General features: G+C 42.3%; 17 protein-coding genes. 9 read left to right on the forward strand and 8 right to left on the reverse strand.

Features of this window, described 5'->3' with window-relative positions; genetic code table 11:
- Positions 1 to 224: 224 nt before the first annotated feature.
- Positions 225 to 1,985, reverse strand: a complete 1,761-nt coding sequence (locus ACEYW6_RS17675) for a Rieske (2Fe-2S) protein (protein WP_412980744.1) — start codon at positions 1,983 to 1,985, stop codon at positions 225 to 227.
- Between the two features lie 160 nt (positions 1,986 to 2,145).
- On the opposite strand from ACEYW6_RS17675, the gene ACEYW6_RS17680 reads away from it, so the two are divergent.
- From ACEYW6_RS17680 to ACEYW6_RS17695, 4 genes are all read left to right on the forward strand, one after another.
- Positions 2,146 to 2,592 (forward strand): SGNH/GDSL hydrolase family protein, encoded by a 447-nt coding sequence (locus ACEYW6_RS17680; protein ID WP_412980811.1) that lies wholly within the window; start codon positions 2,146 to 2,148, stop codon positions 2,590 to 2,592.
- Positions 2,593 to 2,921: 329 nt separating this feature from the next.
- Positions 2,922 to 4,226, forward strand: a complete 1,305-nt coding sequence (locus ACEYW6_RS17685) for an O-acetylhomoserine aminocarboxypropyltransferase/cysteine synthase family protein (protein ID WP_412980745.1) — start codon at positions 2,922 to 2,924, stop codon at positions 4,224 to 4,226.
- Between the two features lie 155 nt (positions 4,227 to 4,381).
- Positions 4,382 to 5,461 (forward strand): homoserine O-acetyltransferase MetX, encoded by a 1,080-nt coding sequence (gene metX, locus ACEYW6_RS17690; protein WP_412980746.1) that lies wholly within the window; start codon positions 4,382 to 4,384, stop codon positions 5,459 to 5,461.
- A gap of 573 nt (positions 5,462 to 6,034) precedes the next feature.
- Complete coding sequence (locus ACEYW6_RS17695) at positions 6,035 to 8,935, forward strand: tetratricopeptide repeat protein (RefSeq protein WP_412980747.1); 2,901 nt, start codon at positions 6,035 to 6,037, stop codon at positions 8,933 to 8,935.
- A gap of 178 nt (positions 8,936 to 9,113) precedes the next feature.
- Here the strand turns inward: ACEYW6_RS17695 and ACEYW6_RS17700 are convergent, their stop codons facing one another.
- Complete coding sequence (locus ACEYW6_RS17700) at positions 9,114 to 10,634, reverse strand: PLP-dependent aminotransferase family protein (RefSeq protein ID WP_412980748.1); 1,521 nt, start codon at positions 10,632 to 10,634, stop codon at positions 9,114 to 9,116.
- 216 nt (positions 10,635 to 10,850) lie between these two features.
- Here ACEYW6_RS17700 and ACEYW6_RS17705 point away from each other — a divergent pair, with 216 nt between their 5' ends.
- Positions 10,851 to 11,066 carry a hypothetical protein gene (locus ACEYW6_RS17705; protein ID WP_190895542.1) on the forward strand — a complete coding sequence of 72 codons (216 nt, stop codon included), beginning with the start codon at positions 10,851 to 10,853 and terminating at the stop codon, positions 11,064 to 11,066.
- A 61-nt stretch (positions 11,067 to 11,127) separates the two neighbouring features.
- On the opposite strand, the gene ACEYW6_RS17710 is transcribed toward ACEYW6_RS17705, so the two are convergent.
- The 5 genes from ACEYW6_RS17710 to ACEYW6_RS17730 all read right to left on the reverse strand — a co-directional run bounded on the left by ACEYW6_RS17710 (position 11,128) and on the right by ACEYW6_RS17730 (position 17,673).
- Positions 11,128 to 12,678, reverse strand: coding sequence for a hydantoinase B/oxoprolinase family protein (locus ACEYW6_RS17710; RefSeq protein ID WP_412980749.1), 1,551 nt, complete (start codon positions 12,676 to 12,678; stop codon positions 11,128 to 11,130).
- 271 nt (positions 12,679 to 12,949) lie between these two features.
- The gene (locus ACEYW6_RS17715; RefSeq protein ID WP_412980750.1) at positions 12,950 to 15,040 is read right to left on the reverse strand and encodes a hydantoinase/oxoprolinase family protein; all 2,091 of its coding nucleotides are present in this window, start codon (positions 15,038 to 15,040) and stop codon (positions 12,950 to 12,952) included.
- 119 nt (positions 15,041 to 15,159) lie between these two features.
- Positions 15,160 to 15,438, reverse strand: coding sequence for a type II toxin-antitoxin system PemK/MazF family toxin (locus ACEYW6_RS17720; RefSeq protein WP_412980751.1), 279 nt, complete (start codon positions 15,436 to 15,438; stop codon positions 15,160 to 15,162).
- Positions 15,398 to 15,565, reverse strand: a complete 168-nt coding sequence (locus tag ACEYW6_RS17725; protein WP_412980752.1) for a hypothetical protein — start codon at positions 15,563 to 15,565, stop codon at positions 15,398 to 15,400. The genes ACEYW6_RS17720 and ACEYW6_RS17725 overlap by 41 nt, the downstream gene beginning before the upstream one ends.
- A gap of 542 nt (positions 15,566 to 16,107) precedes the next feature.
- Positions 16,108 to 17,673 (reverse strand): GMC oxidoreductase, encoded by a 1,566-nt coding sequence (locus ACEYW6_RS17730; protein WP_412980753.1) that lies wholly within the window; start codon positions 17,671 to 17,673, stop codon positions 16,108 to 16,110.
- Positions 17,674 to 18,020: 347 nt separating this feature from the next.
- Here ACEYW6_RS17730 and tmk point away from each other — a divergent pair, with 347 nt between their 5' ends.
- The 4 genes from tmk to ACEYW6_RS17750 all read left to right on the forward strand — a co-directional run bounded on the left by tmk (position 18,021) and on the right by ACEYW6_RS17750 (position 21,390).
- Positions 18,021 to 18,656, forward strand: a complete 636-nt coding sequence (gene tmk / locus ACEYW6_RS17735) for a dTMP kinase (RefSeq protein ID WP_196512738.1) — start codon at positions 18,021 to 18,023, stop codon at positions 18,654 to 18,656.
- 123 nt (positions 18,657 to 18,779) lie between these two features.
- Entirely contained in the window at positions 18,780 to 19,772 is a 993-nt protein-coding gene (locus ACEYW6_RS17740) for an ATP-binding cassette domain-containing protein (RefSeq protein ID WP_190899602.1), read from the forward strand.
- Positions 19,769 to 20,587 carry an ABC transporter permease gene (locus ACEYW6_RS17745; RefSeq protein WP_412980754.1) on the forward strand — a complete coding sequence of 273 codons (819 nt, stop codon included), beginning with the start codon at positions 19,769 to 19,771 and terminating at the stop codon, positions 20,585 to 20,587. Before ACEYW6_RS17740 ends, ACEYW6_RS17745 begins: the two co-directional genes overlap by 4 nt.
- A complete protein-coding gene (locus ACEYW6_RS17750) occupies positions 20,584 to 21,390 on the forward strand; it encodes an ABC transporter permease (protein WP_412980755.1) in 807 nt (268 codons plus the stop codon). Before ACEYW6_RS17745 ends, ACEYW6_RS17750 begins: the two co-directional genes overlap by 4 nt.
- A gap of 666 nt (positions 21,391 to 22,056) precedes the next feature.
- Here ACEYW6_RS17750 and ACEYW6_RS17755 read toward each other — a convergent pair.
- Entirely contained in the window at positions 22,057 to 23,562 is a 1,506-nt protein-coding gene (locus ACEYW6_RS17755; RefSeq protein ID WP_412980756.1) for a CIA30 family protein, read from the reverse strand.
- Positions 23,563 to 23,733: the final 171 nt, after the last annotated feature.

Consider the following 23,733-nt stretch of genomic DNA (forward strand, 5'->3'; position numbering starts at 1 on the left):
CGGTTGATATATGACTCACCCAAAAGGGTGAGCTAATTGAGCGACATCAAGAGCAATAGAGACTCCTTTAAGTCCAGTACAGAACAGATTGGTTGAAATTTTCAAGTACTTAACTGAGGCGAGTTGAAAATTTATGCAACTTTTAATTCGCCTCTTGAGTTTGCCAAGCATTGCAGAAATTGCCGCGATCGCAGCAATTATCAAGTCTCCCCAGATTAGCTAAATTACGATTCTTCAAACAGGCGATCGCCTTTATGCAACCGATAAGCAATTTGATAGGTTTGTCCTTGCGATCGCATTGTCGGCGCGTGTGCTGCTAGATAACGAGCAGCAGCAACTAGTACATGAATACCAGCAGTTTGACCTAACAGCGAGTATTGTCGGAAAGCTGCTTCTATTTCCTGAATCACATGGAACTCCCGATTTTCCCGCAGCATCAACTTACCCAACATTGCCATCAACCGTTCAGCAGAGCCGCCACTATACAAATAATCAGCCACTAACTGACCTGTCTGATTTACTTGCTGTTGGCGATTTAATAAATCTGGTAGTTGGTTGAGTAATTCTTCAGGATTTTGAGCAGAGTCCTTTGGTTCTGGAAGTCTTGCTGGTGGCACATTCAAAAAACGATTCAAATATACACTTATGGCAGCATCAAACACACCTCGTAATAATTCCAGCGAAGGCACCCGTCGTAATCCTTGATGGACTGCATTGGCAAAAGTGAACGGATGATGCGCCGAATTCCAGTCCCCAAAATCGTTGTTAGTATGAAAGCGAGCTACCCGCAGTGCTGCTGTGTAAGTAACTACACTTGCCAATTGTTCTTCAGTACAACCAGCTTCCAGAGCACTCAGAAGAGAGTTGACAATTTTCTGTGGGTCTTCCCCTAACAAAATCGGCACTAATTCCTCTTGACCTGACCAAGTTCCATGTCGGGGTTGTCCTGTTGCTAAAGCCATAGGTAACTGCTCAAAGGCAGACTCCAGAATTGCCACCAAATCCACCGGATAGCGCCAGGAATTGGATTCTTCCATGCGGGAAGCAGTTGCTAAACCAGAAACTAGACTCGCCAAAACTGACTCTGCCCCTTGCCAACCAACGGCATCCAGAGATTCCAGCGCTTTGTTAATAAAGTCGAGTGCATGACCACTATCGATGTAACGGTGGTCTGTGGCAGATGTAAACAGCATATCTGCAATTTGCTCAGAATTAGCTCCCGCCCGAATTGCAGATATCAGACATCTCTCTGCGGCTTCACTATCTCGCACCTCAATAAACTGGCAAAACCAGCTTTTGAGGGTATTCAGGTCAACGGTAGAATTGGGCAATGGATGAACTACGAAATGAGGCGGCGCTCCAGCGCTATCACTAGCTACTGCTGAAAGTCCTTGGAAAAGGGCGCGGGGTTTGTCTTCTGCATCTAGATAAGGCAGCAAATTCATCATGCAAGTATGGATGGTTAAGCCCGTACTCCAGCCTGCTTTGTTGTAACGAGTGCCAAATTCCAGTCCCACCTGAAATGGTTCGGTAATATCTGCCCCCATGTCTAGTAGTGCGATCGCTGATTTGGCAATAACTAAGGAAATACTCTGTTCTAAACCATCCTGAAGACGTTGGCGATGGTGGGCATGAAGGTCAACTAGAGGAGCTAGATTTACCCAAACTTCCCCATCACGGATTTCTACATCAAAGGAGGGAACATCATCTGCCCAAGAGTCAAATGTTCCGCCACTGGCGAGGTCGAAGCGGGCATAGTGCCAAGGGCAAGTCACAATGCCATCTTTGCAAGTGCTACCGTGAAGCGGAAAGCCCATATGAGGACAACGGTTATCTATTGCATAGACTTTATTATCTGAGTAAAACAGAACTATGGTATGTTTCTCGCTACGAACCAACAAACTACCTGCTGCTTGAACATCTGCAAATTTAGCAACACGGATATATTTGTCTCTATGGGTTGGGGCTGTAAGTTTTTGAGTCATTTTAGTTTTCAACCAAAGGGATGTAAAACTCCTACTTTTACTCTGGCGAACTTTCAACGGTTTGAGCAGCGATGCAAGTCTAATTTTTGTTAACGATGTTAAGTTGATGCGCGTCTAAAGTATATAAACACTCTTGATGGTCGTTAACAGTTAAACGGCAATCAACTCTCTAACTGATGTGGGTGCTAAAAAGATTCTGGTTGCAAATTTACCAGATTTAGGACTGTCACCTGCCACTAAAAACAGTACGAATTCTGTAAACCTCAATGCATCAACACAAGCACATAATCAAGGCTTGAGGCGATCGCTTAAAGTACTAAATCAACAGCATTACGATCTGGAGATGGTGGTATTAGATGCTAATGGGCTGTATCGAGATGCGATGTTTGCGACGGGCTACGCCTACGCAAATCCGGCAGCCTTTAACTTTACCAATGTGAGCAGTCCATGTTTGTTTGGCGATCGCACCTGCGGGAATCCAGACCAGTTTTTGTTCTGGGATGGTATTCATCCGACAGCTGCGGCTCATCGCATCATCGGGGAAACTGCTTTTTCAACAATTCAAGAGGCAGGGATGATTAATCCTCGTTCAATGTTGGTTCCCTAAATTGCTTGATCAGTTTTTGCAGGGATAAAATTCTTTCTTTGACACTCCCCAGGCATAAATGGCGGGGATTCTAGCATCACTGACGTTCTTTGCTTTTAAGGAATTGCGCCGTATAGAAGTAGAGAGAACATCTCCGCTAGCGTTTCCACGACTTAAAATTACTTTGGCTGCATGGGCGCATAGCTAGCTGTGCGTCCTTACAGTATGTTTAATTAACTAAAAATAACTGTAAAATACGGCAAGCCTGACTAATTACCGTTGATTAATCCAACACAAGGCTCAAATAGTATATTACTTACTTATATTATTGGAAACTAAAATAACTGCTTATGTCTGAACAATATCGTTTTGAAACCCTGCAAGTTCATGCTGGACAAGAACCGGCTCCTGGAACTAATGCTCGTGCTGTACCAATTTACCAAACGACTTCCTACGTTTTTGACGATGCCGACCACGGAGCGCGGTTGTTTGCTCTCCAGGAATTTGGCAACATTTACACTCGGATCATGAACCCGACGACCGATGTATTTGAAAAACGAATTGCTGCTTTAGAAGGGGGTGTAGCAGCATTAGCAACAGCTAGTGGGCAGGCGGCGCAATTTTTGGCAATCACTACCATTGCTCAGGCTGGGGATAATATTGTTTCCACTAGTTTTTTGTATGGGGGAACATATAACCAATTTAAAGTTTCACTTCCACGGTTGGGTATTAATGTCAAGTTTGTTGAGGGAGATGATCCGGAAAGTTTCCGTCAGGCGATCGACGATCGCACCAAAGCGTTATACGTTGAAACCATTGGTAATCCCCAATTCAACATCCCCGACTTTGCAGCATTAGCTCACATTGCCCACGAAAACGGCATACCTTTAATTGTGGATAATACCTTCGGTGCTGGTGGGTATCTAGCTCGACCAATTGAACATGGTGCAGACATTGTAGTGGAATCTGCAACTAAATGGATTGGTGGACATGGTACTTCCATTGGTGGCGTAATTGTCGATTCGGGTAAATTTGACTGGGGTAACGGCAAATTTCCTTTGTTTACTGAGCCAGCACCCGGCTATCATGGGCTGAATTTCCAAGAAGTATTTGGCCCTAGTGGTTCCTTTGGCAATATTGCCTTTATTATCCGCGCCAGAGTCGAGGGGTTACGAGATTTTGGCCCGTCCTTGAGTCCATTTAACGCCTTTCTTTTACTGCAAGGATTAGAAACTCTCTCTTTGCGTGTAGATCGGCATGTGAGCAATGCTCTAGAATTGGCTCGATGGTTAGAGCAACAAGAGCAAGTATTATGGGTTAATTATCCGGGACTTCCCAATCACCCATATCATGAACGAGCGAAAAAATATCTCCGGTATGGCTTTGGGGGAGTTTTAAACTTTGGCATCAAAGGTGGATTGGAGGCAGGTAAAGCTTTTATTAATCATGTGAAATTGGCAAGTCATTTAGCAAATGTGGGTGATGCTAAAACCCTCGTTATTCATCCCGCTTCCACAACCCATCAACAACTGAGTGATGATGAACAGCTTTCAGCAGGTGTGACACCCGATTTGGTGCGGGTATCAGTGGGAATTGAACATATCGACGATATCAAAGAGGATTTCCAGCAGGCATTCGGGCAAGTTAGGATTTAGTTCTCTCGAAATTGAGAATGGAGGATTGAGCATGGAGAAGAGACAAGGAAGAGGAGGGAGACAAGGGAGAGACTTGTTCAAGAATTCCCCCTTGTCCCCCTTGTCTCCCCATTCTCCACTCCCCACTCCCCACTCCCCACTCCCCACTCCTAGATATGATCTACTCAGACTTCATCTCACCACAAACCCAGCTTTACAAGCTTACAGTGCCATTTCAACTGGAAGGGGGCGAAACATTAACTGGGGTTCAGGTTGCTTATCGCACCTGGGGACAGTTAAATGCCCAAGGCGATAATGGGGTACTGATTTGTCATGCGTTAACTGGTTCGGCTGACGCTGATGATTGGTGGGAGCCTTTGTTTGGTTCAGGGAAAGCCTTCAACCCAGAACGCGATTTTATTGTGTGCAGCAATATCTTGGGAAGTTGTTACGGGACAACCGGGCCAACTAGTATCAATCCCATAACAGAAAAGCCTTATGGCGTATCCTTCCCTAAGATTACAATCCGAGATATGGTTCACCTGCAAGCTGCACTACTAAAATATCTGGGTGTTCAATCTCTGCGGTTAGTAATAGGCGGATCACTCGGTGGGATGCAAGCACTGGAGTGGGCATTACTATATCCAGAGAAGGTGGAAGCGATCGCACCCATCGCTGTTTCTGGCAGACATTCAGCTTGGTGTATTGGATTAAGTGAAGCCCAAAGACAGGCAATTTATGCCGATCCAAACTGGCAAGATGGGAACTATACTCTGGATGCGCCCCCAAATCAAGGACTAGCTGTTGCGCGGATGATGGCAATGTCTACTTATCGTTCTTGGGATAGTTTTACAACCCGCTTTGGGCGGGAGTATGATGCATCTGAGCAGTTTACTATAGCCAGTTACTTACAGCATCAGGGTCAAAAGCTGACAGAACGATTTGATGCCAACACTTACATTATCCTCACTCATGTAATGGATCGCCACGATATTGCACGCGATCGCATAGTTCCAAATTTATCAGATTATGAATCTGTTCTGCGAAGCATCCAGCAACCGACTTTAGTTATCGCCATTGATTCTGATATCCTCTATCCTCCAGTAGAACAACAAGAATTGGCAAATTTAATCCCTAATGCTCAACTGGCTTGGCTGCAATCAACCCACGGACATGATGCATTTTTAATTGACATGGCTGCATTGAATGAAATACTAATCTCTTTTCAGCAAAGTTTAGATTTATCAGCCTCTTAACTCGACGGATTGAGGAAAAAGCTTGGACTTCCGAGTTGTGAGCATGAAGCTTCGAGATAAAAGCTTGGACTTCCGAGTTCTGAGCATGAAGCTTTGAGATAAAAGCTCGGCCTTGCGAGTTCTGAGCATAAAACTTCAAGATAAAAGCTTGGACTTCCGAGTTCTGAGCATAAACTTCCGAGATCAAAGGTCGGCCTTCCGAGTTCTGAGCATAAAACTTCAAGATAAAAGCTTGGACTTCCGAGTTCTGAGCATGAACTTCCGAGATCAAAGGTCGGCCTTCTGAGTTCTGATACCAATTTACAAAAATCCTGATACATATAGATTTATCGTAGGGGCATGGCATTGCCATGCCCTTACCAGCGTATTTGTATCATTATTAAAGTGAAATAGTATGAGGTGGAATGATGAAGTTGAAAAGGCGATGTCTAACGATAACCAGCCCTACGTCTACGTTTTTGGGGTGAGTGGTGCTATCGCTCCTAAAAAAGCCCGCTAAGTACACACCCTTTAGCAGCACCGTAGATTATCATGATTATACTTAAGTAATCCAACTTGTATCTCAGCCTCTAAATGAACAGAGAACAACAGCGTCGATTAGAGGAAAAACGAGACCAACTGCAAAAACAGTGGGATATTCAAAGCGAGAAAGTAAAGCGGATAGGGAATGCTTTCGCTATTGAGACTGATACGACAGCAAAATTTAAATTAGAACATCAGCTTTCGGAAGAAAAGGCTCAACTGGCGCGTCTTGAGAATGAACTCAATAAAATTGAAGCTGAAGTGCGATCGCCTCTACAGCCAAAAACAACAACTGAAAAACGGTTGGTGGGAAATCAAGCAATCCCAGAAGTACCTGTGTGGAAGGGACGAGATGAACTCCTTGAAGAGTTGCAGACAAAATTACTGCAACCAGAAAATCCGCTTAAGGTATTGGCACTCATTGGACAAGGAGGTATTGGCAAAACCAGTTTAGCCGTAAAACTTTTAGAAGCACTGGGCGTTAATTGTGGAAGATCCGCCCTAACTCCTGTTGAAAAAGGGGCGAATGTAGAAGAGTGTCCTTATGAGTGCGTAATGTATTTCAAAGCGCAGGAGGGGACAAGTTTTGATGATGTGGCAGAATTTTTATTAATTCAAGGTTTGGGTATTCAAACAGCAGAGACGTTGAAAACTGCTGATGAAAAGACAGCCAAAATTATTGAAGGGTTGGCGCAAACACGCACTCTTGTAGTGCTGGATAACCTAGAAAGTATTTTACAGCCTGCCAACCATCCGCAAGCAGGACGGGCAATTTCACCAGACTGGGGTAAACTGCTAAATGCTTTAGTTTATCAGCAGCATCAATCACAAACCCTATTAACCAGTCGAGAAGTACCAGCAGATTTGGCAGATATTCGCTATGAAGGTGCGGAACCAGATTCAGAATTGGTGTATATCGAGAGAATTTTTGGAGTGGCGACAGTCGCGGGAGTTGAGATTTTGCGACAGCGCCAACTGAAAGACACTGTAGCAGATTTGCAGTGGGTATCTGAGCGCGTTGAGGGACACGTATTTTTGTTAACCCAACTGGCGGCTATTGGTAAGGGTAAGCCTGGGTATCTGCGGAAGCATCCAGAATTAGTGACGAAAAAGGCTGAACCCATCCTCAGAGAACAACTGGCAAGACAAAGTGAAGCAGCGCGAAATTTACTCAGCCGGATGTGTGTGTTGCGTGTGGGGATAGATATCCGAGGTTTAACTTTCTTGAGGTTATATACAAATGATTGGGAGCAAGACGATCGCTTTGAAATGGCAGCAGTCTTAGAAGAACCTGCTGAATTTACAGAGAAAGAAATTAGTGAAACGCAAGCAATTTTAGAGCGATTAGTCGATAGCAGTTTGGTGCAGAGTCGCTATGATGAACAGCAATGTGAGATATTTTATGACTTACATCGGGTGATTGTGGAGTTTCTTCAAGGGGAATATCAAGACGAACTGCCCAATCTACTCAATAGTATCTATAAGTTTTACTGCTCTGGCAAGAATGTTGAAAATCCTAAAACTTTAGAAGATTTGCGCCTAGTACTGGAAGCACAATATTTTGCTTTTGAGTTGGGCAACTACAGTGAAGCATATAATTTAATAACGAGAACTTTGGGAAAATATCTGAGACGTTGGGGACACTGGAATTTATTAAAAGACTTATGTGAACAAGTTTTGCCGCACATTGATGAGGAGGAATGCTGCATCTGCTTGCAATGGATTGGAGTCATTCATCGTGATTTAGGCAATTGGGATGAAGCAGAAAGATATTTTCAGAATGCTTTAGCCATTGCCCAAAAGCAAGAAAGTAAAAATAGTATTGCATATAGCAATAGATTGTTAGGAGACATAAAGCGCAAACGCGGTAACTGGGATACAGCTGAAACCTTTTATCGACAATATTTAAAATTGATGACAGAATTAGGCGATCGCTCTGGTATGGCTTCTGGTTGGGGAATGTTGGGAGATATAGAGCGTAAACGCGGTAACTGGGATGCAGCTGAAACCTTTTATGTAGAATGTTTAAAAGTTGAGACAGGATTAGGCGATCGCTCTAGCATGGCTTCTATTTCGGGACAGTGGGGAAATATTGCAAGATTTCCAAATAAAAAAATATCCAACTATTTATTGTGGGATGGTCATCTTGCACGCCTGTGGTTATGGGCGAGCGAGACGCCCACCCCACAAAATTGGATAATTTATTTCTTGGGAATCCCAAAGCGCAATCCTGACAACAGGAATGCAGCCAAAACCTTGTATCATAACTCTTTGGCATTGCGGACAGAATTAGGTGATCGCTCTGGGATGGCGAATATTTGGGGACAGTGGGGAGATATAGAGAGCAATCGTGGTAACTGGGATGCAGCCGAAACCCTATATCGCCAATCTTTGAAATTGATGACAGAATTAGGCGATCACTTTGGCATGGCGAATATTTGGGGATTGTTGGGATATATAGAGCGCAATCGCGGTAACTGGAATGCAGCCGAAACCCTATATCGCCAATCTTTGAAATTGATGACAGAATTGGGTGATCGCTCTGGCATGGTTAATATTTGGGAACAGTTGGGATACATAGAGTACCGTCGTGGTAATTGGGATGCAGCCGAAATCCTGTATCGGCAAGCTTTGGCATTGCGGACAGAATTAGGCGATCGCTCTGGCATTGCTCAGTCTTATAGTTGTTTAGGAAAAAATGAATGCGATCGCGGTAATCTCGAAGCAGCAGAACAGTTTTCTAAACAAGCTTTAGTAATAGCCCAAGAATTGGGGATGACTCACTTACTGGGAGAGATTAACTACGATTTAGCACGGCTAGAGCATAAGCGCAGTAATACAGAACTTGCCCAACAGCATTACAACACAGCGCATCAAATCTTTCAGCAATTGGGTGCAGCGAAGGATTTGGAGAAAATCAAGCGAGAGTGGGAGCAAGATAAATCCCAATGATGCCAAGTTCATTAATTTCAATCTTACAGGCTAATAGATTACTGCGTTCAGATAACGAAACCTAGCCCAATACAGTTCAGATAAAACCAAAACACTTGTAGAGACGGCGATTTATCGCGTCTCGAAAACCCACAATTTTGTACAATTAGCCCTTAACCCAAGCGTATTGAAACCTAGACTACAAACTGTGAACAAGCGGCTGATAATTAGATACGCGATGTTTAACAACAAGCCGCTCTGTATCTACGCATCCTTTGGAGATATACTTTTTCAGCAACTTACCCACAATCGAAATACCTTGCTCAATCTCCTCTGGCGGCATACAGAAAGTCAGACGCATCGCTGGATAACCCTGTTTATCGGGGAAAAATGCCGAACCGCACGCCAAGTAGACATTTTGTGCAAAGGCTTCCTTACGAATTGTCCCAATCGGAATATCATCTGGTAACTGTACCCAGAGAAATAATCCTCCCGTGGGAACTGTCCACCGGATCTCTTCAGGGAAATAACGCTCTAAAGCTTGCAGCATGGTATTACGACTTTGCAAATTATCTGTGCGAAGTCGGCTGAGGTGACGGCGGTAATGTCCTGAAGCGAGATATTCGCTAACTATTGTTTGCGAAATACTGGATGTGTGCAAGTCATGGAGCAACTTCCGCTCAATAATTGCTTGATAATGCTTACCTGTAACTACCATATAGCCCACTCGTAAACCCGGCATTAAAGTTTTAGAAAAGGTGCTTAAATAAGTCACTAAATTATTTTTATCTAAAGCTTTAATTGGCGCTGGCACAGCATCAAAATTTATTCCTTCATAAGCATTATCTTCCAAAATTGGACACTCATATTTCTCAGCTAATTCTAATAATTGTTGACGATGAGCTTGTGTTGTCGTCAATCCAGTCGGATTATGAAAAGTACTAATCGTATAAATTAATTTCGGGCGGTGGCTGTGGAGATATTGCTCTAATAAATCTAAATTCATTCCCTCCGCAGTCATGGGAATGCCAATAATCTTGGCTCCTAAGTTTTCTAAGATAGAAATTGCACCATAATAGGTGGGAGCTTCGACAATCACCCAATCACCAGATTTTACATAATAATTCATCGCTAATGACAACCCTTGCTGAGAGCCATTAGTAATAATTAAATCTTCTGGAAAAACCTCTAATCCTTGATGCACTAGCATCTGAGCAATTTGTCTGCACAGAGTTAGTTGTCCTTGAGGCATCTCATGGGGAAAGAAAATATCAGCATCATCTTGTCTTAATGCTCGTCTGGCAATGAGGTTAATATCTTTGGGTGGACGAGGATAACCGTAGCCAAAATTAATCATTCCTGGCTGAGTTTGTGCTTGCACCAGTGGAGTATACATCTCATAAAAAGAACACTTTCCTGGTTTTGTAATTATGACATTTTGGGCTGGAGCAAATGTAGATTCTAAGTTGGCACTCTTAACAGAAACGCTGCTGACAAAATATCCCGAACCCTGATGAGCAGAAACAATACCATCTGCTTCTAAAACGTTATATGCTTCAATAATCGTGAGTTTGTTAACTTGTAAACTTTCTGCCAGGGAGCGGATAGAAGGGAGGCGATCGCCACTTTTGAGTGCGCCAGATTTAATGAGACGACTGATGCGATCGCGGATCTGTAAATAAATCGGTTTGCGTGACTGTCGTTCTAATAAAATGTTCATTTTGGCGCACTCGTTAATGACTAAATAATCATCAATACTGGCAATATAAACTATTTTTACCAAGTTTACCTAGTACAGTTGAGGGAATTTTTACTATACCAGTTGAGATAGCGTTTAACTGTACTAGATAAAATCTACCAAAACTGTACCTTCTCAGTTGAAAAAACTTACGTGAAAGTAAAAGTAATAGTTCACTGTGTATCAGGTGCTTTCACTATGAATAAATTTAATTTTTTGTTAAATTTACAAAAATATTGGCAACATTTGGTCATATGGATGACTAGTGGTTCTGACCTCCAAGTGTGGCAGGAATCAGACTGGCATGGTCACATTTCTTGTTGGCGTGCCTACGATCCAATGACAGGACGTTCTGCCTGTTTTGGTTCAGAAGAAGAAATGCGAATTTGGATTGATAAATGTTATTACAGATAAAAACTTTTGCCAATCAATATGACAAATAGACACTGCTGAAATTCTGAGAGATGAAAAGTCGCTAGGAGACTTTACCAAATCCGCCTCCACCAGGAGTTTCTATCACAAAAACATCCCCAGGTTTCATCTCTACTGTTGCTGTGCTATCTAAATTCTCTTCAATTCCATTCTGACGTTGAATCCAGTTGCGTCCGACAATTCCAGCTTCCCCACCATTTAACCCAAAGGGAGGGACAACCCGATGTCCAGAGAGAATATTAGCTGTCATTGGTTCTAAAAACCTGATGTGGCGGACAACTCCATTACCGCCGGAATGTTTTCCTTTGCCACCGCTATCGGGACGAAGGCTAAAGCTTTCTAAAAGTACAGGATAACGGGTTTCTAAAACTTCTGGATCGGTCAAGCGGGAGTTAGTCATGTGAGAATGAACACCATCAGTTCCATCAAAATCAATTCCTGCTCCAGAGCCACCGCAGATAGTTTCATAATATTGATATTGCTCATTCCCAAAAGTAAAATTATTCATCGTTCCTTGAGAAGCAGCCATGACACCCAAAGCGCCATATAAAGCATCAACAATGGTTTGAGAAGTTTCTACATTACCCGCTACCACTGCTGCTGGATAAATTGGATTCAGCATACAGCCACTCGGTATAATAATTTCTAGAGGATTAAGACACCCGGCATTAAGAGGAATATTATCATCAACCAATGTCCGAAAGACATATAATACTGCTGCTTGAGTTACAGCTTTAGGAGCATTAAAATTACTATTTAGTTGCTCAGAAGTTCCAGTAAAATCAATTGTAGCACTGCGATTTTCTTGGGATATTGTAACTTTTACTTGAATGATTGCCCCATTATCCATTTCATAAACAAATGAGCCATTCTTAAGAAGATGGATAGCCTTTCTGACCGACTCCTCAGCATTAGCTTGTACAAATTTCATATAAGCTTGGACAGTCTCGATCCCATATTGTGAAACCATTTTACGGAGTTCAATAACTCCTCGTTCATTTGCAGCAATTTGTGCCTTAAAATCAGCGATATTTTGGTTAGGGTTACGAGCAGGATAAATATGATTTGAAAGGTGCTCTCTTACTGCGAGTTCTCGGAACTTTCCCTCTTCAACCAAGAGAAAATTATCAAAAATAATTCCTTCCTCTTCTACTGTAGTACTGTGGGGAGGCATTGAACCGGGAGTAATTCCACCGATATCTGCTTGATGTCCGCGAGAAGCAACATAGAAAATAACTTGTTTTTTGTCTTCGTCAAAAATAGGGGTAATTGTAGTTACGTCAGGAAGATGTGTTCCCCCGTTATAAGGATTATTTGATAGATATACATTCCCTGGTTTTAGAGTGTCATTTTTTTCATTAATTAAACTGCGGACACTTTCACTCATTGAGCCTAAATGTACAGGAATATGCGGGGCATTAGCGACTAATAATCCAGAGGAGTCAAAAATGGCACAGGAGAAATCTAGCCTTTCTTTGATATTTACAGATGCTGCTGTATTTTGCAGAACAATTCCCATTTGCTCTGCAATAAATTGATAGAGATTTTTGAAAATTTCTAAGCGGATGGGATCTGGTTGAGATGTTGTGTACATTTTTAACTCCTTAAAAAATTGTCTAAGAATCGCTTAAACTTTTTTTAACATTTTTAAGCTTACCTCTAAAAGGAGATTGGATAAAACGAAAGACTGATGACTGTTAACCCTCAATAGTCAACAGTGGCGGGGCGGCTATCCCGGACACCCCAAAAAGCAAGTGGGCTTCTCACCGCCTTAGTGAGTGGCCATGAATGGATAGACTTTTTATTGTAAAATCGTGTTGATTTTAGTGTAGCGATGATAAGAAATTTTTAGTAGAACAGCTAGTCTATAAACATTCTAAAATTAGATGGTTACGTTTAGTTAATCTCGCTTGCCAGTTAGGTTCTACTACAATCGTGCTAATTTTTTCTACAACGATCGCAGGCCCATGAATACTATCTTCTGGTTGTAAATCTTCCCGTAGATAAACAGGAGTATTATGCCATCTGTCAGCAGTAAACATCTTTACTGTCTCAACAGATGCAGGTGCTTCGTCTAAAGGGCGAGTCCTAATAATTAAAGACTCTTCGAGAGTCTCCATTTTCTGAATTACTTCTACTGAGACTGATTCGACAATTAAAGCTTTCTCTAATTGAATAAAACCATATCGAGATTTATGTTCCACCTCAAATTCTTGCCGCATCACTGCTACTTCATCGGCAAAATTGACGGTCAGTGTAGAGTTAGTTCCCTCATATTTTAAGTTAACTTTCTGGACTATTTCTACTTGACTATGCACCTCATCTATTTCATTTATAGCTTGAGTTTCTAAATATTCCATTAACAGATGCAATTTAGTAATTAATGTTTGACTGAGAGGCTGTTCTACACCTCCTTCTCTAATTGCCCGCATATCAGCTAATCCCATTCCATAAGCAGAGAGAACTCCAGCATAAGGGTGAAGAAATATTTTTTTCATTCCCAAGGTATTGGCAATTAAACAAGCAACTTGGCCGCCTGCGCCGCCAAAACAACAAAGCACATATTGGCTGACATCATAACCCCGTTGCAGACTAATTTTTTTAATTGCATTCGCCATATTTTCCACTGCGATCGCAATAAATCCAGCAGCTACTTGTTCGGGAGTAGAATGATTTAATGTAGCGGTTTGAATGTCTAGGGCTAATTGTATAAATTGCTGAATGACAGTATCTTTATCTAAAGGTAAATTGTCATCAATTCCAAAAACCGATGGAAAATATTTCGGGTGGATTTTGCCTAACATCACATTGGCATCAGTAACTGCTAATGGCCCCCCGCGTCGGTAACAAGCAGGCCCAGGATTCGATCCAGAAGATTTAGGGCCGACACGATAGCTAGAACCATCAAAAGAAAGAATGGAACCGCCTCCAGCAGCAATGGTATTAATTGCTAATACGGGAACTCGCATCCGCGCCCCAGCAATTTCCGAATCTAGTTGTCGTTCATACTCTCCTTTAAAGTGGGCGACATCTGTACTTGTCCCTCCCATATCAAAGGTAATAACTAACTCAAAACCTGCCCTTTTACTAGTTTGAACTGCGCCGACTATACCGCCAGCCGGTCCACTCAAAATACTATCTTTGCCTTGAAATTGTTGGGCTGAGACTAAACCTCCATCAGATTTCATAAACATTAATTTGACTCCAGGTAACTGACTCGCTACTTGGTTGACATAACGACGTAGAATAGGAGTTAAATAAGCATCGACTACTGTTGTATCTCCTCGGCTGACTAACTTCATTAATGGGCTAACTTGATGAGATACAGATATCTGCGTAAAGCCGATTTCTTGGGCAAGCTGGGCTATTTGTTGTTCGTGTTCAGGATAGCGATCGCTGTGCATAAAAACAATAGCACAACTCCGAATTCCTGTGTTGTATACTGCTAGTAAGTCATTTCTGACTTGTTGAATATTTACAGGGATTAACTCATTTCCATGAGCATCATAACGTTCATCAATCTCAATTACCTGCTCATATAGCATGGTTGGTAAAACGATATGACGAGCAAAGATGTTAGGACGATTTTGGTAGCCAATTCGTAGGGCATCTTTAAACCCTTTGGTGATGACAAGAACAACGCGATCGCCTTTCCTTTCTAACAATGCATTTGTTGCAACTGTTGTCCCCATTTTTACGACTTCTATGGCTTCAGTAGGAATGGGTTCGTTGCTAGAAATACCCATAATATCCCGTATCCCTTGAATGGCTGCATCTTGATATTGCTCGGGATTTTCTGAAAGCAGTTTATAAACTATAATCCATTGATCTTTCGGTAGAGAAATAATTAAAAAACGTTCAGGATGTCTTGAGAGTCTGTCTATAATTGCCTGATTATTAGTCACGGCAACAATATCTGTGAATGTACCACCGCGATCGGCAAAAACTTTTAACATTGCTCTATTTCCTTAATGCTGTGAAATATTGTTTAAACCGTTATTTATCTCAAACGATTACAAGTATTCAACATTAAATATAGACTTTGTTGAGTCAAACTTTACTCAACTTATAAACTTTATTTTCTGGAACTTTTGCCTCGTTCTAATGCTCTTGATTCTGGTGGCGGAGGTTCGGGCGGCTTTTGAAGGATTTCAATAATTGCAGTAATGACTTCATTGATTTTTTCATCCTTTAGTTTTCCGATAAATCGAATAACATTAGTTTTATCAACCGTGGCAATAATATTAGGGCGAATGTAGCAAGGGCTTAAACTTAGTTTACCAACTCGGAAGTCTTGGTCTTCTAACTGATTTTCATAGTCTCTGCCTGGTTTGCTGGTGATAGGACAGACCATAGGCAACTTCTCTGGCTTCTGCGATCGCTACCACTTGCGGTAAACTTGTCCAACAAGCGATCGCTACTCCTACAAATGCCACTGTCATCAGCAACACCACAAACAGATTTTCGCCTCCCGTAGTCACGACTTTGTTAAGTTTGTCACCGAATAACCAGCCAACTCCTACTGCGCTGCACAGTAAAAATATCAGGATGCTTACCTGGAGATGTCTACTGAGTCTATGATAATTACCACAGGACGCGATTTATATCGCTGTATCCACCAATTGGGATGAAATAGAGGGAAGTTAACGCGGCGAATCACTGCATCTATTCCCATGACACCAATGGGGAATAATAGGCCAATTAGCAAGTCAAGCTATTTATGCAACGCCATTTGAACACCTGCAAGCATAACTAGCAACTTGGGTTATTAGCTAGTGGTCTGTCAAATTCATTTTGACGGTTAGAGAGACGCGATAAATCGCCGTCTCTACAGGGAATTTATCCATCAATTATTTATTGACAGACTACTAGAGTTCCCATCTCCTAAATGTTCTGAACAAAGATTTTTGGCTCGGAATTACACTTAGATTTTATTCTCTTATCAGAGAAAAAGTTTGACAACACCAGCATTTCTTGACACCATAATTTGGTCTTTATGGTGCGATCTTTACCTCCTGCTTTCTTATTCCCACTCTGCACTTTCAGGAAGCTTCTTGTTGAGAAAGCGATCCATGCACCGCTCCGCTAAAGCCGCGATAGTTAGCGATGGATTAGTGCAGGCAGTCGAACCAGGAATGAGAGAACCATCAACAACAAATAAGTTAGAATAGCCGTGGACTTTTCCATAAGTGTTGCATACAGCACCCATAGTTGCACCACCAAGGGGATGAGCTGTAGCACTAAAGTCAAGCGGTGCGCCAAAAGTTGTACCATTAGCTTGGTTGAGCAGTTGGTAAGTATACTGGTTAGCCTGGGTAATTTTTTGATTGTTGGCTGAGTTCTTGGGCCAGAATAGATTAGCTGACTGCGTAGAAGTATTGTAACTCAGATAGCCCTCCGGCTTGGCGATCGCTAGGCTCACAGGAGCCAACACACCTTGGGGAACTATCGGAAAAGGAAGTTGCTCGATGACTAATGGAGCGATGGGATTGTCGAAGTCTTCAATTACTACCGATGCTGGGCCACCCAGTGTGGCATTAGTTTGACCAGAAGTGACGATCGCACTCACCCCATCACCGTTAGTTCCCCACAATTTTCCGACTTGATTGTTCAGACGAGGCAATGTCCTATTGTGCTTAGCACGCAAAAGCAATTCAGTGGTACCAATGGAACCGGCTGCTAAAAATAGATAGCGACAGATAAAGGATTTTTTGGACAGTACAACTCCCCGCTCATTGATTTGATTGCAGGTAACTCGGAAACGCCCAGTATGGTATTCCTCGATTGTATTTACCACGTGTAGGGGTCGGATTTCCACCTTTTTAGTAGCTTCTGCCATGCTGAGATAATTTCGATCTAAGCTATTTTTTGCACCACTATTAAGGCCATAGTAAACTTGACCTGCGATCGCAGAAGGAACCTTCTTACCCTCGATTTCTTGTCGAACGATATCCCAATCAACAGCGACATCAAGCTTCTTAGCTTTTAAACCAGCTTTGGCTGCTTGCTCTAATAAGATCCGGCTTGCCAAATAGTAGTCAGTTTTTAGAATGTCATCTGGTATTGGAGATGGGTTGAGGATGGAACGCACCCTTGGATAGTAAACTTTATCCAGTTCCTCATATTTGATGCTGCGTGGAAAGACTTGATAAAAAAGTTCTTTAGTTGGCTGATAACTAACTGCGTTGTAGACTAGCGAACCGCCTCCTACTCCTGCCCCACGATAAACAATGATGCCATCGCCTACTTTAACATCCAGGACACCAGTGTATACATCAATCGGAACTTGGTTAAATATAACTGTAGTCGGACTTAACCAAGTAGACCGACCATCTGGATTCTGATATGTGGAGAAAGTATTACCTGCGGCGGTGATTGGCCATCGTCGTCCTCGCTCCAATACTATGGTTTTAACTCCAGCTTCACCAAGGCGCAATGCTGCAACTGCTCCACCAAAACCACTACCAATCACTAGCGCTTCTACACATTCTTCACCACGATATGCAGAAGCAATGCTAGGTAAACCTATACTTGCGGTTGCTGCCAGCGTTGCCTGAATAAATTGACGACGTTTAATTACGCCCGACATAATTAATTTCCTGTATGAGTTGATTATGCACCGATACCTTTACATCCCAGTTGAAATCACTAGCTGCAATTGATGTCTTCCAGGAATTACAGAAGTAACTTAAAAATATCGAGCACCTGGTTAGGACAACTTCTGCTACACTCGTTGCACAATCCCAAAAATACCAGTATCAAAAATAGTTGATCTGCCAAATTGCCAAAAACTTGTTTTTGTGTATTTAGAGACTGCCAAATACAAAAATATCTAACTACTGATTGTAGGGTGAGCGTCTCGCCCGCCTGTAACACTTCGCGCTATTCTTGATCAAACGTCAGCGAACAAGTTTATTGCAGCGAACTTTAAAAAGCATGGGTGGCAAACTAATTGTATTTGAAGGTGTTGAAGGCTGTGGCAAAACCAGCCAAATGCAGCTTTGTTCTGAGTGGTTGGAAAGTTTGGGTATTTCTGTGGTTTTAACTCGTGAACCAGGAGGAACAGAGTTAGGCTTACACCTTCGCCGCTTGCTACTAGAAAAAGCAGAGGATAAACCAGTTGCACAAGTGACAGAACTCTTGTTGTATGCTGCCGACCGATCGCAACACGTTGAACAAGAACTTAAACCAAACCTCACAGCCGGGAAATATATTTTATGCGATCGCTACACTGACTCTACCATTGCCTATCAAGGATATGGTCGGGGTTTGAACATGAGTTTAATCAATCAGCTTAATTATATTGCCACTGGTGGTTTAGAAAGTGACTTAACTATTTGGCTAGATGTCGATGTCGAAGTGGGACTGGCCCGCAAACGGGGAGATGGAGTAGGACTAGACCGCATTGAACAAGAAACAATCGCTTTTCATCGGCGCGTTCAGCAAGGATACGCAGAGTTAGCAGCATCCTATCCCTCACGAATTATGCGGGTAGATGGTAGCTTGAGTAAAGAAGCTGTACAACAAGTAATTCAAGGAATTTTGCGTGTACACCTGAAGGAGTTGCCATAGGCATAACCTGAAAATTTGAGGCGATATAAAATGATACTTGCCTACAAAAATATCTGGCAGTTTGACGTGTTTCAATAAGATCAAAACTGCTGCAAGTTATTGCGAAAAAACTTGAAATAATATATGTCTCACATTATTGTCGAAGACCTCAGAAAGACTTTTTTTGTGTCTGAACGCTCCTCTGGGCTTTTCGGTTCAATCCAAGGACTTGTGCAGCGAAAAACAAGAGTTGTTCATGCGTTGAAAGGAGTTTCATTCTCCCTTGATCAAGGAGAACTTGTAGGGTATATCGGCCCAAATGGAGCCGGGAAATCAACTACCATTAAAATTTTAAGTGGGATCTTAGTCCCTGAGGGTGGGAAATGCATAATTGGCGGACGAACTCCCTGGAAAGATAGAATCCGGCATGTTGGTCGTATTGGAGTAGTGTTTGGTCAGCGATCGCAACTATGGTGGGATCTACCAGTGATTGAGTCCTTCGATCTGCTGCGGGATATTTATCGCGTTCCCGATTCAGAGTATCGCCAGACACGCCAAGAAATGATTGATTTGCTTGATCTATCAAGCTTTCTCTCTACGCCTGTGAGGCAATTAAGCCTTGGTCAAAGGATGCGATGTGACTTTGCAGCAGCAATGCTTCACAGACCTGAGATCCTTTTTCTAGATGAACCTACTATCGGTCTGGATGCAGTTTCAAAGCTTGCTGTCAGAAAATTTATTAAAGCGCTGAATAAAACTCATAAAGTAACCACTATTCTGACTACCCATGATATGGATGATATCGAGGCATTGTGCGATCGCATAATTATTATTGGTGGAGGTGAAATTCTTTGTGATGGAACTCTAGCAACGCTGCGTTCTCAAGTTTCTTCGCGTCGCTACTTAAGAATAGACCTGACAAACGATGACTTCTCCTTTGAAGAAGAAGGGGTCAGTATCATCTCCAAAGAAGGTCGTACCGTAACTCTTGCCTTCGATCCCACAAAGCTTTCTGCTGCGTCCCTGATTAGCCAGATTACCTCAAAACACGAAGTAGAGGATCTTTTTGTGGAAAATCCACCTATTGAAGAGATAGTTGCTGAACTTTATGCGAAGTCAGGAGGGATTTTCGGATGAAAGCCTATTTGTCACTGTTTGTTGCGAGATTTGCACTACTGCTGCAATATCGGACTGCTGCTTTAGCTAGGATTGCAACTCAGCTATTTTGGGGATTCGTGAAAGTTATGGTTTTAGAAGCATTCTTCACTAACACAACCTCTGCTCAACCTCTGACTTTTCGTGAGGCTGTAGGATATGTATGGCTTGGACAGGCGTTTTTGATGGCGATTGTCCCTTGGTCAGGTGATAAGGAGATTCAAGACTTGATCCGTTCCGGTGCGGTAGGATACGATCTTCTGCGGCCCACTGACCTTTATAATTTTTGGTTTACTCGCGCTTTGGCGCTTCGCACAGCACCCTTGATACTTCGTGCTATTCCTCTTCTTTGTGTGACAATTTTCCTTTTTCCCATTGTCGGGCTTTCGGAGCGATCGCTTTCTTTTCCACCCTCCTTTGCTTCTTTTGTTGCTTTTTTTATCTCCTTTATTGGTGCAATTCTGCTTTCGTCTGCATTGACTATGCTTCTGACTGTATCAATGATGTGGACACTTTCTGGTGAGGGAATTAATAGTATCCTCCCCACTCTGATTATTATCTTGTCTGGAATGATTGTTCCTCTGCCACTTTTTCCTGAGTGGAGCAAGCCTTTTTTGAATGCACTTCCTTTTTCAGGGCTTGTTGACCAACCTTTTCGTCTTTTTACTGGTAATCTTTTACCCAATGAACTATTTCATGTATTGCTGCATCAAACTTTCTGGATAGTTGTGATTGTTATCCTTGGGCGTTTCCTTGTGAACCGTGGTGTAAAAAAGCTTGTAATTCAAGGAGGATGAGTGTGAATGCTTTTTTTCTCTACCTCCAATATATTTCTGTATCTTTAAAATCACAAATGCAGTACAAAGTGTCCTTCTTGCTTCAAGTAGTAGGGAATTTTCTCGGAACCTTTGTTGAATTTTTCGGAATATGGGCACTTTTTACTCGTTTTAATAATATTGGTACGTGGACTCTGAGTGAAGTTGCTCTCTTTTATGGAATGGTAAATATTTCTTTCGCCTGTGCTGATGCTCTGGGACGAGGGTTTGATTCATTTGGAAAAATAATTAAGAATGGAGACTTTGATCGTTTACTTCTTCGTCCACGCACCACAGTACTTCAACTTCTGGGGACAGAATTTACCTTGAAACGAATAGGAAGATTTTCTCAAGGGCTTATTGTTACCGGGTGGTCGCTTTCAACTCTCCACATTCCTTTTACTTTGAAAACATGGTGGCTTTTGGGCACTTCATTTATTGGTAGCGTTGCCCTTTTTATTGGTATCGTTATTGTGCAAGCAACGCTCACATTTTGGACTATTGAATCGCTCGAAATTATGAATATCCTCACTTATGGAGGAGTCGAAACGGCTCAATATCCTCTTTCAATTTATGGCAAATGGTTTCAGCGATTCTTCACTTTCTTTATACCACTTGCCTGCGTGAGTTATTTTCCTTTGCTTGCAGTGCTTGAAAAAGAAGATACTTTTTTAGTGCCTTTGTGGTTTTGCTACGTCTCTCCAATGGCAGGCATTGTATTTCTGATAGTTGCGCTGAAACTTTGGAACTTAGGGGAGCGATACTACTGTTCTACTGGCAGCTAAGTAGGTTGGCGTAAGAAATTTATTATATCTGAAGCGATCGCCAGAAATCAGTTATCAATATTGTGAACTACTTACACTGACCTTACGGTACAGTTTAGGCTTCCTGTCCAACAGAAAGCGAAGTATTCTTTAGCCAAAGGAACAATGACCAGAAAGCATGATTTACTCATTTCTGCTCTTGAAGGTCGAGTTCGTCCCCATCAAAAGTTTATCCTTGCTCTTGATTAAACGCTTGGAAAAACTTGGTTATCAAGTTACTGTCCAATCTGTTGAAGTAGCTGTCTAGACATTTTCTGCTTTCCACGCTCAGGCTGTCACCGTCAATGGTGTAGAGCCACATACTTTCTTTGGTTTTTTACCAAAGTTTGATTTTCAAGTCAGAGGGCAGATGGTTTGCAATCAGTGTAGGCTACCCTTCAGGAACCCTGTGGCAGAGATTTTATTCTGTTACTCTCAACCCTTACTCCCTTCGGTCGTGGCAGAGGGCAGGAATCAGAATTCCCTTCTGCCAACTGAGCCTCCTGCCCTCTGCCTTTCTTGCTAACACAAGATTTGTTCGTTTCCTCCACATCTTCCTCCCTCTCTACGAGACGCTACCGCGAACGCCTGACGGCATTGGTCGCAAGATTGTCGTCAACTCACGCGCAATTCATCTCACGCTTCCGTTTAGCGGTAAGACGTGAGATGAATTGCTGTTTTAGCTAAATTAGAAAATAGCTTCTGCCAATCGATAGAGGTAACAGTATTTTCTGTCTGTTTTACCTCAAACGTGACATTACAAGCTATTGGTAGTTTTAGCGCTTGCACGCAAAGTTCTGCCACATCTTCACGGCTGATTTTGCCCTTAATATTATCGCCTTGTTCAAATATTAATTCCTTACCCCCTGGTTCCTCAGTTAAAGCACAAGGTCTAACAATGGTATAAGGAATTCCGCTTTCTCTTAAACTATCTTCTCCCTTTAACTTCCAAGTTAAAATCCCTCCCAATTGGTCATTTAATTTCACTGCTGGCGGTTCTTCATCTAAATTAATCCCAGGGCGACCAGGACGAGTCACGCCTGCTGAACTGACTAAGATAAATTGTGGTAAAGTTGTCCCGCCGTAAGCTTTAATTGATTCCAACTGCAAAGTAAAACCACCGGGAGAAAATTTGGGATTCAAAGCTCCATCATATTCAAATTTGCTCAACATCAGTTGAAATGAACAAATTCTACTCTGCTCAATTGGCGGCGCATCTTTGACAACTTTTGCCCGAAAGACAGGAATCAAATCTGCAAAGGGAATGTGAACATCTATCCAGGTATTAGCTACGGTATCGAAAGAATAGCTATAGCCAATGCCATCCCATTTTGTATCTGTCCGCAGAAATATTTTATAACGCTGACCGTCACCTTTGACGCGCAATTTTACACCTTCGCAATCAGATAAGTTGAAGGGGGGATCAAAATTCTTAGTTCTGATAGAAGCAAATCCGCCAGAGTTAGCCGTGGAGACATTACCAGCAAACAAAGCTGTATTTTCTACTAATTGGATATTACTGGCACTCACGCCACCCATGACGACATCATCTAGCGCCCCCCAAATATCCTTTAATTCTGCTGATGGCTTTGTAAAATCAAATATCGGTTTTTCATTTGCTTGGGGTAGATATTTTGCCGCCGCTTGAACTAAATTTTTGACACCTTGATATTCCACATTTTCTGGGGTGTCGCCAACAATTTCTGGTTGGTAAAATTTAACACCTTGGTAATATTTTGCTCTATCTGCTGTGTCTCCCTCAACTGGTTGCACGCGCACTGCTGTGCAACAAACTACAGCTTGGATATCAGCCATAACTAAAGGAGTTAAAGTTTCTGGTTTAGTTATATCCGCAACTACCAAGTCTATATCATTACCAAGAATTGACCGTGCTTTATTAATGTCTCGAACTAGGGCGCGAACTTTATAACCCTGTTGGAGCGATCGCTGCACCACTCGCTTACCTACACCACCTGTTGCCCCTGCTACTAGTATTACACCCACGTTTCTTCCTCCATTGGGTCTATATTGATTATCCTTAGGACGGCCTTGGATTAACTGCTGTACCCAGTTAAGGAAAGGAATTACCTCAAAGTAAGTCAGGGTTTCGAGAAACCTGCCTAAATCCCATTGAGAACGATTTTTGTCAGTCACATTTGCGTCCTCACAACTTTCTTAAGTTTAGCCCAATGTCTGTTTCTCCAAATCCTCCGGTACTCAGAAATTGGATAATGCTGAGTTGCTTTAATTAGGTGAAAGGGGATAGGCTACAGGAGATACCTGTAACCAGCAATTCTCTTTAATGAGGGAGACTAGCTACAATTA

Source organism: Nostoc sp. UIC 10607 (assembly GCF_047228265.1).
In the GTDB taxonomy this organism is placed as follows: domain Bacteria; phylum Cyanobacteriota; class Cyanobacteriia; order Cyanobacteriales; family Nostocaceae; genus Nostoc; species Nostoc foliaceum_A.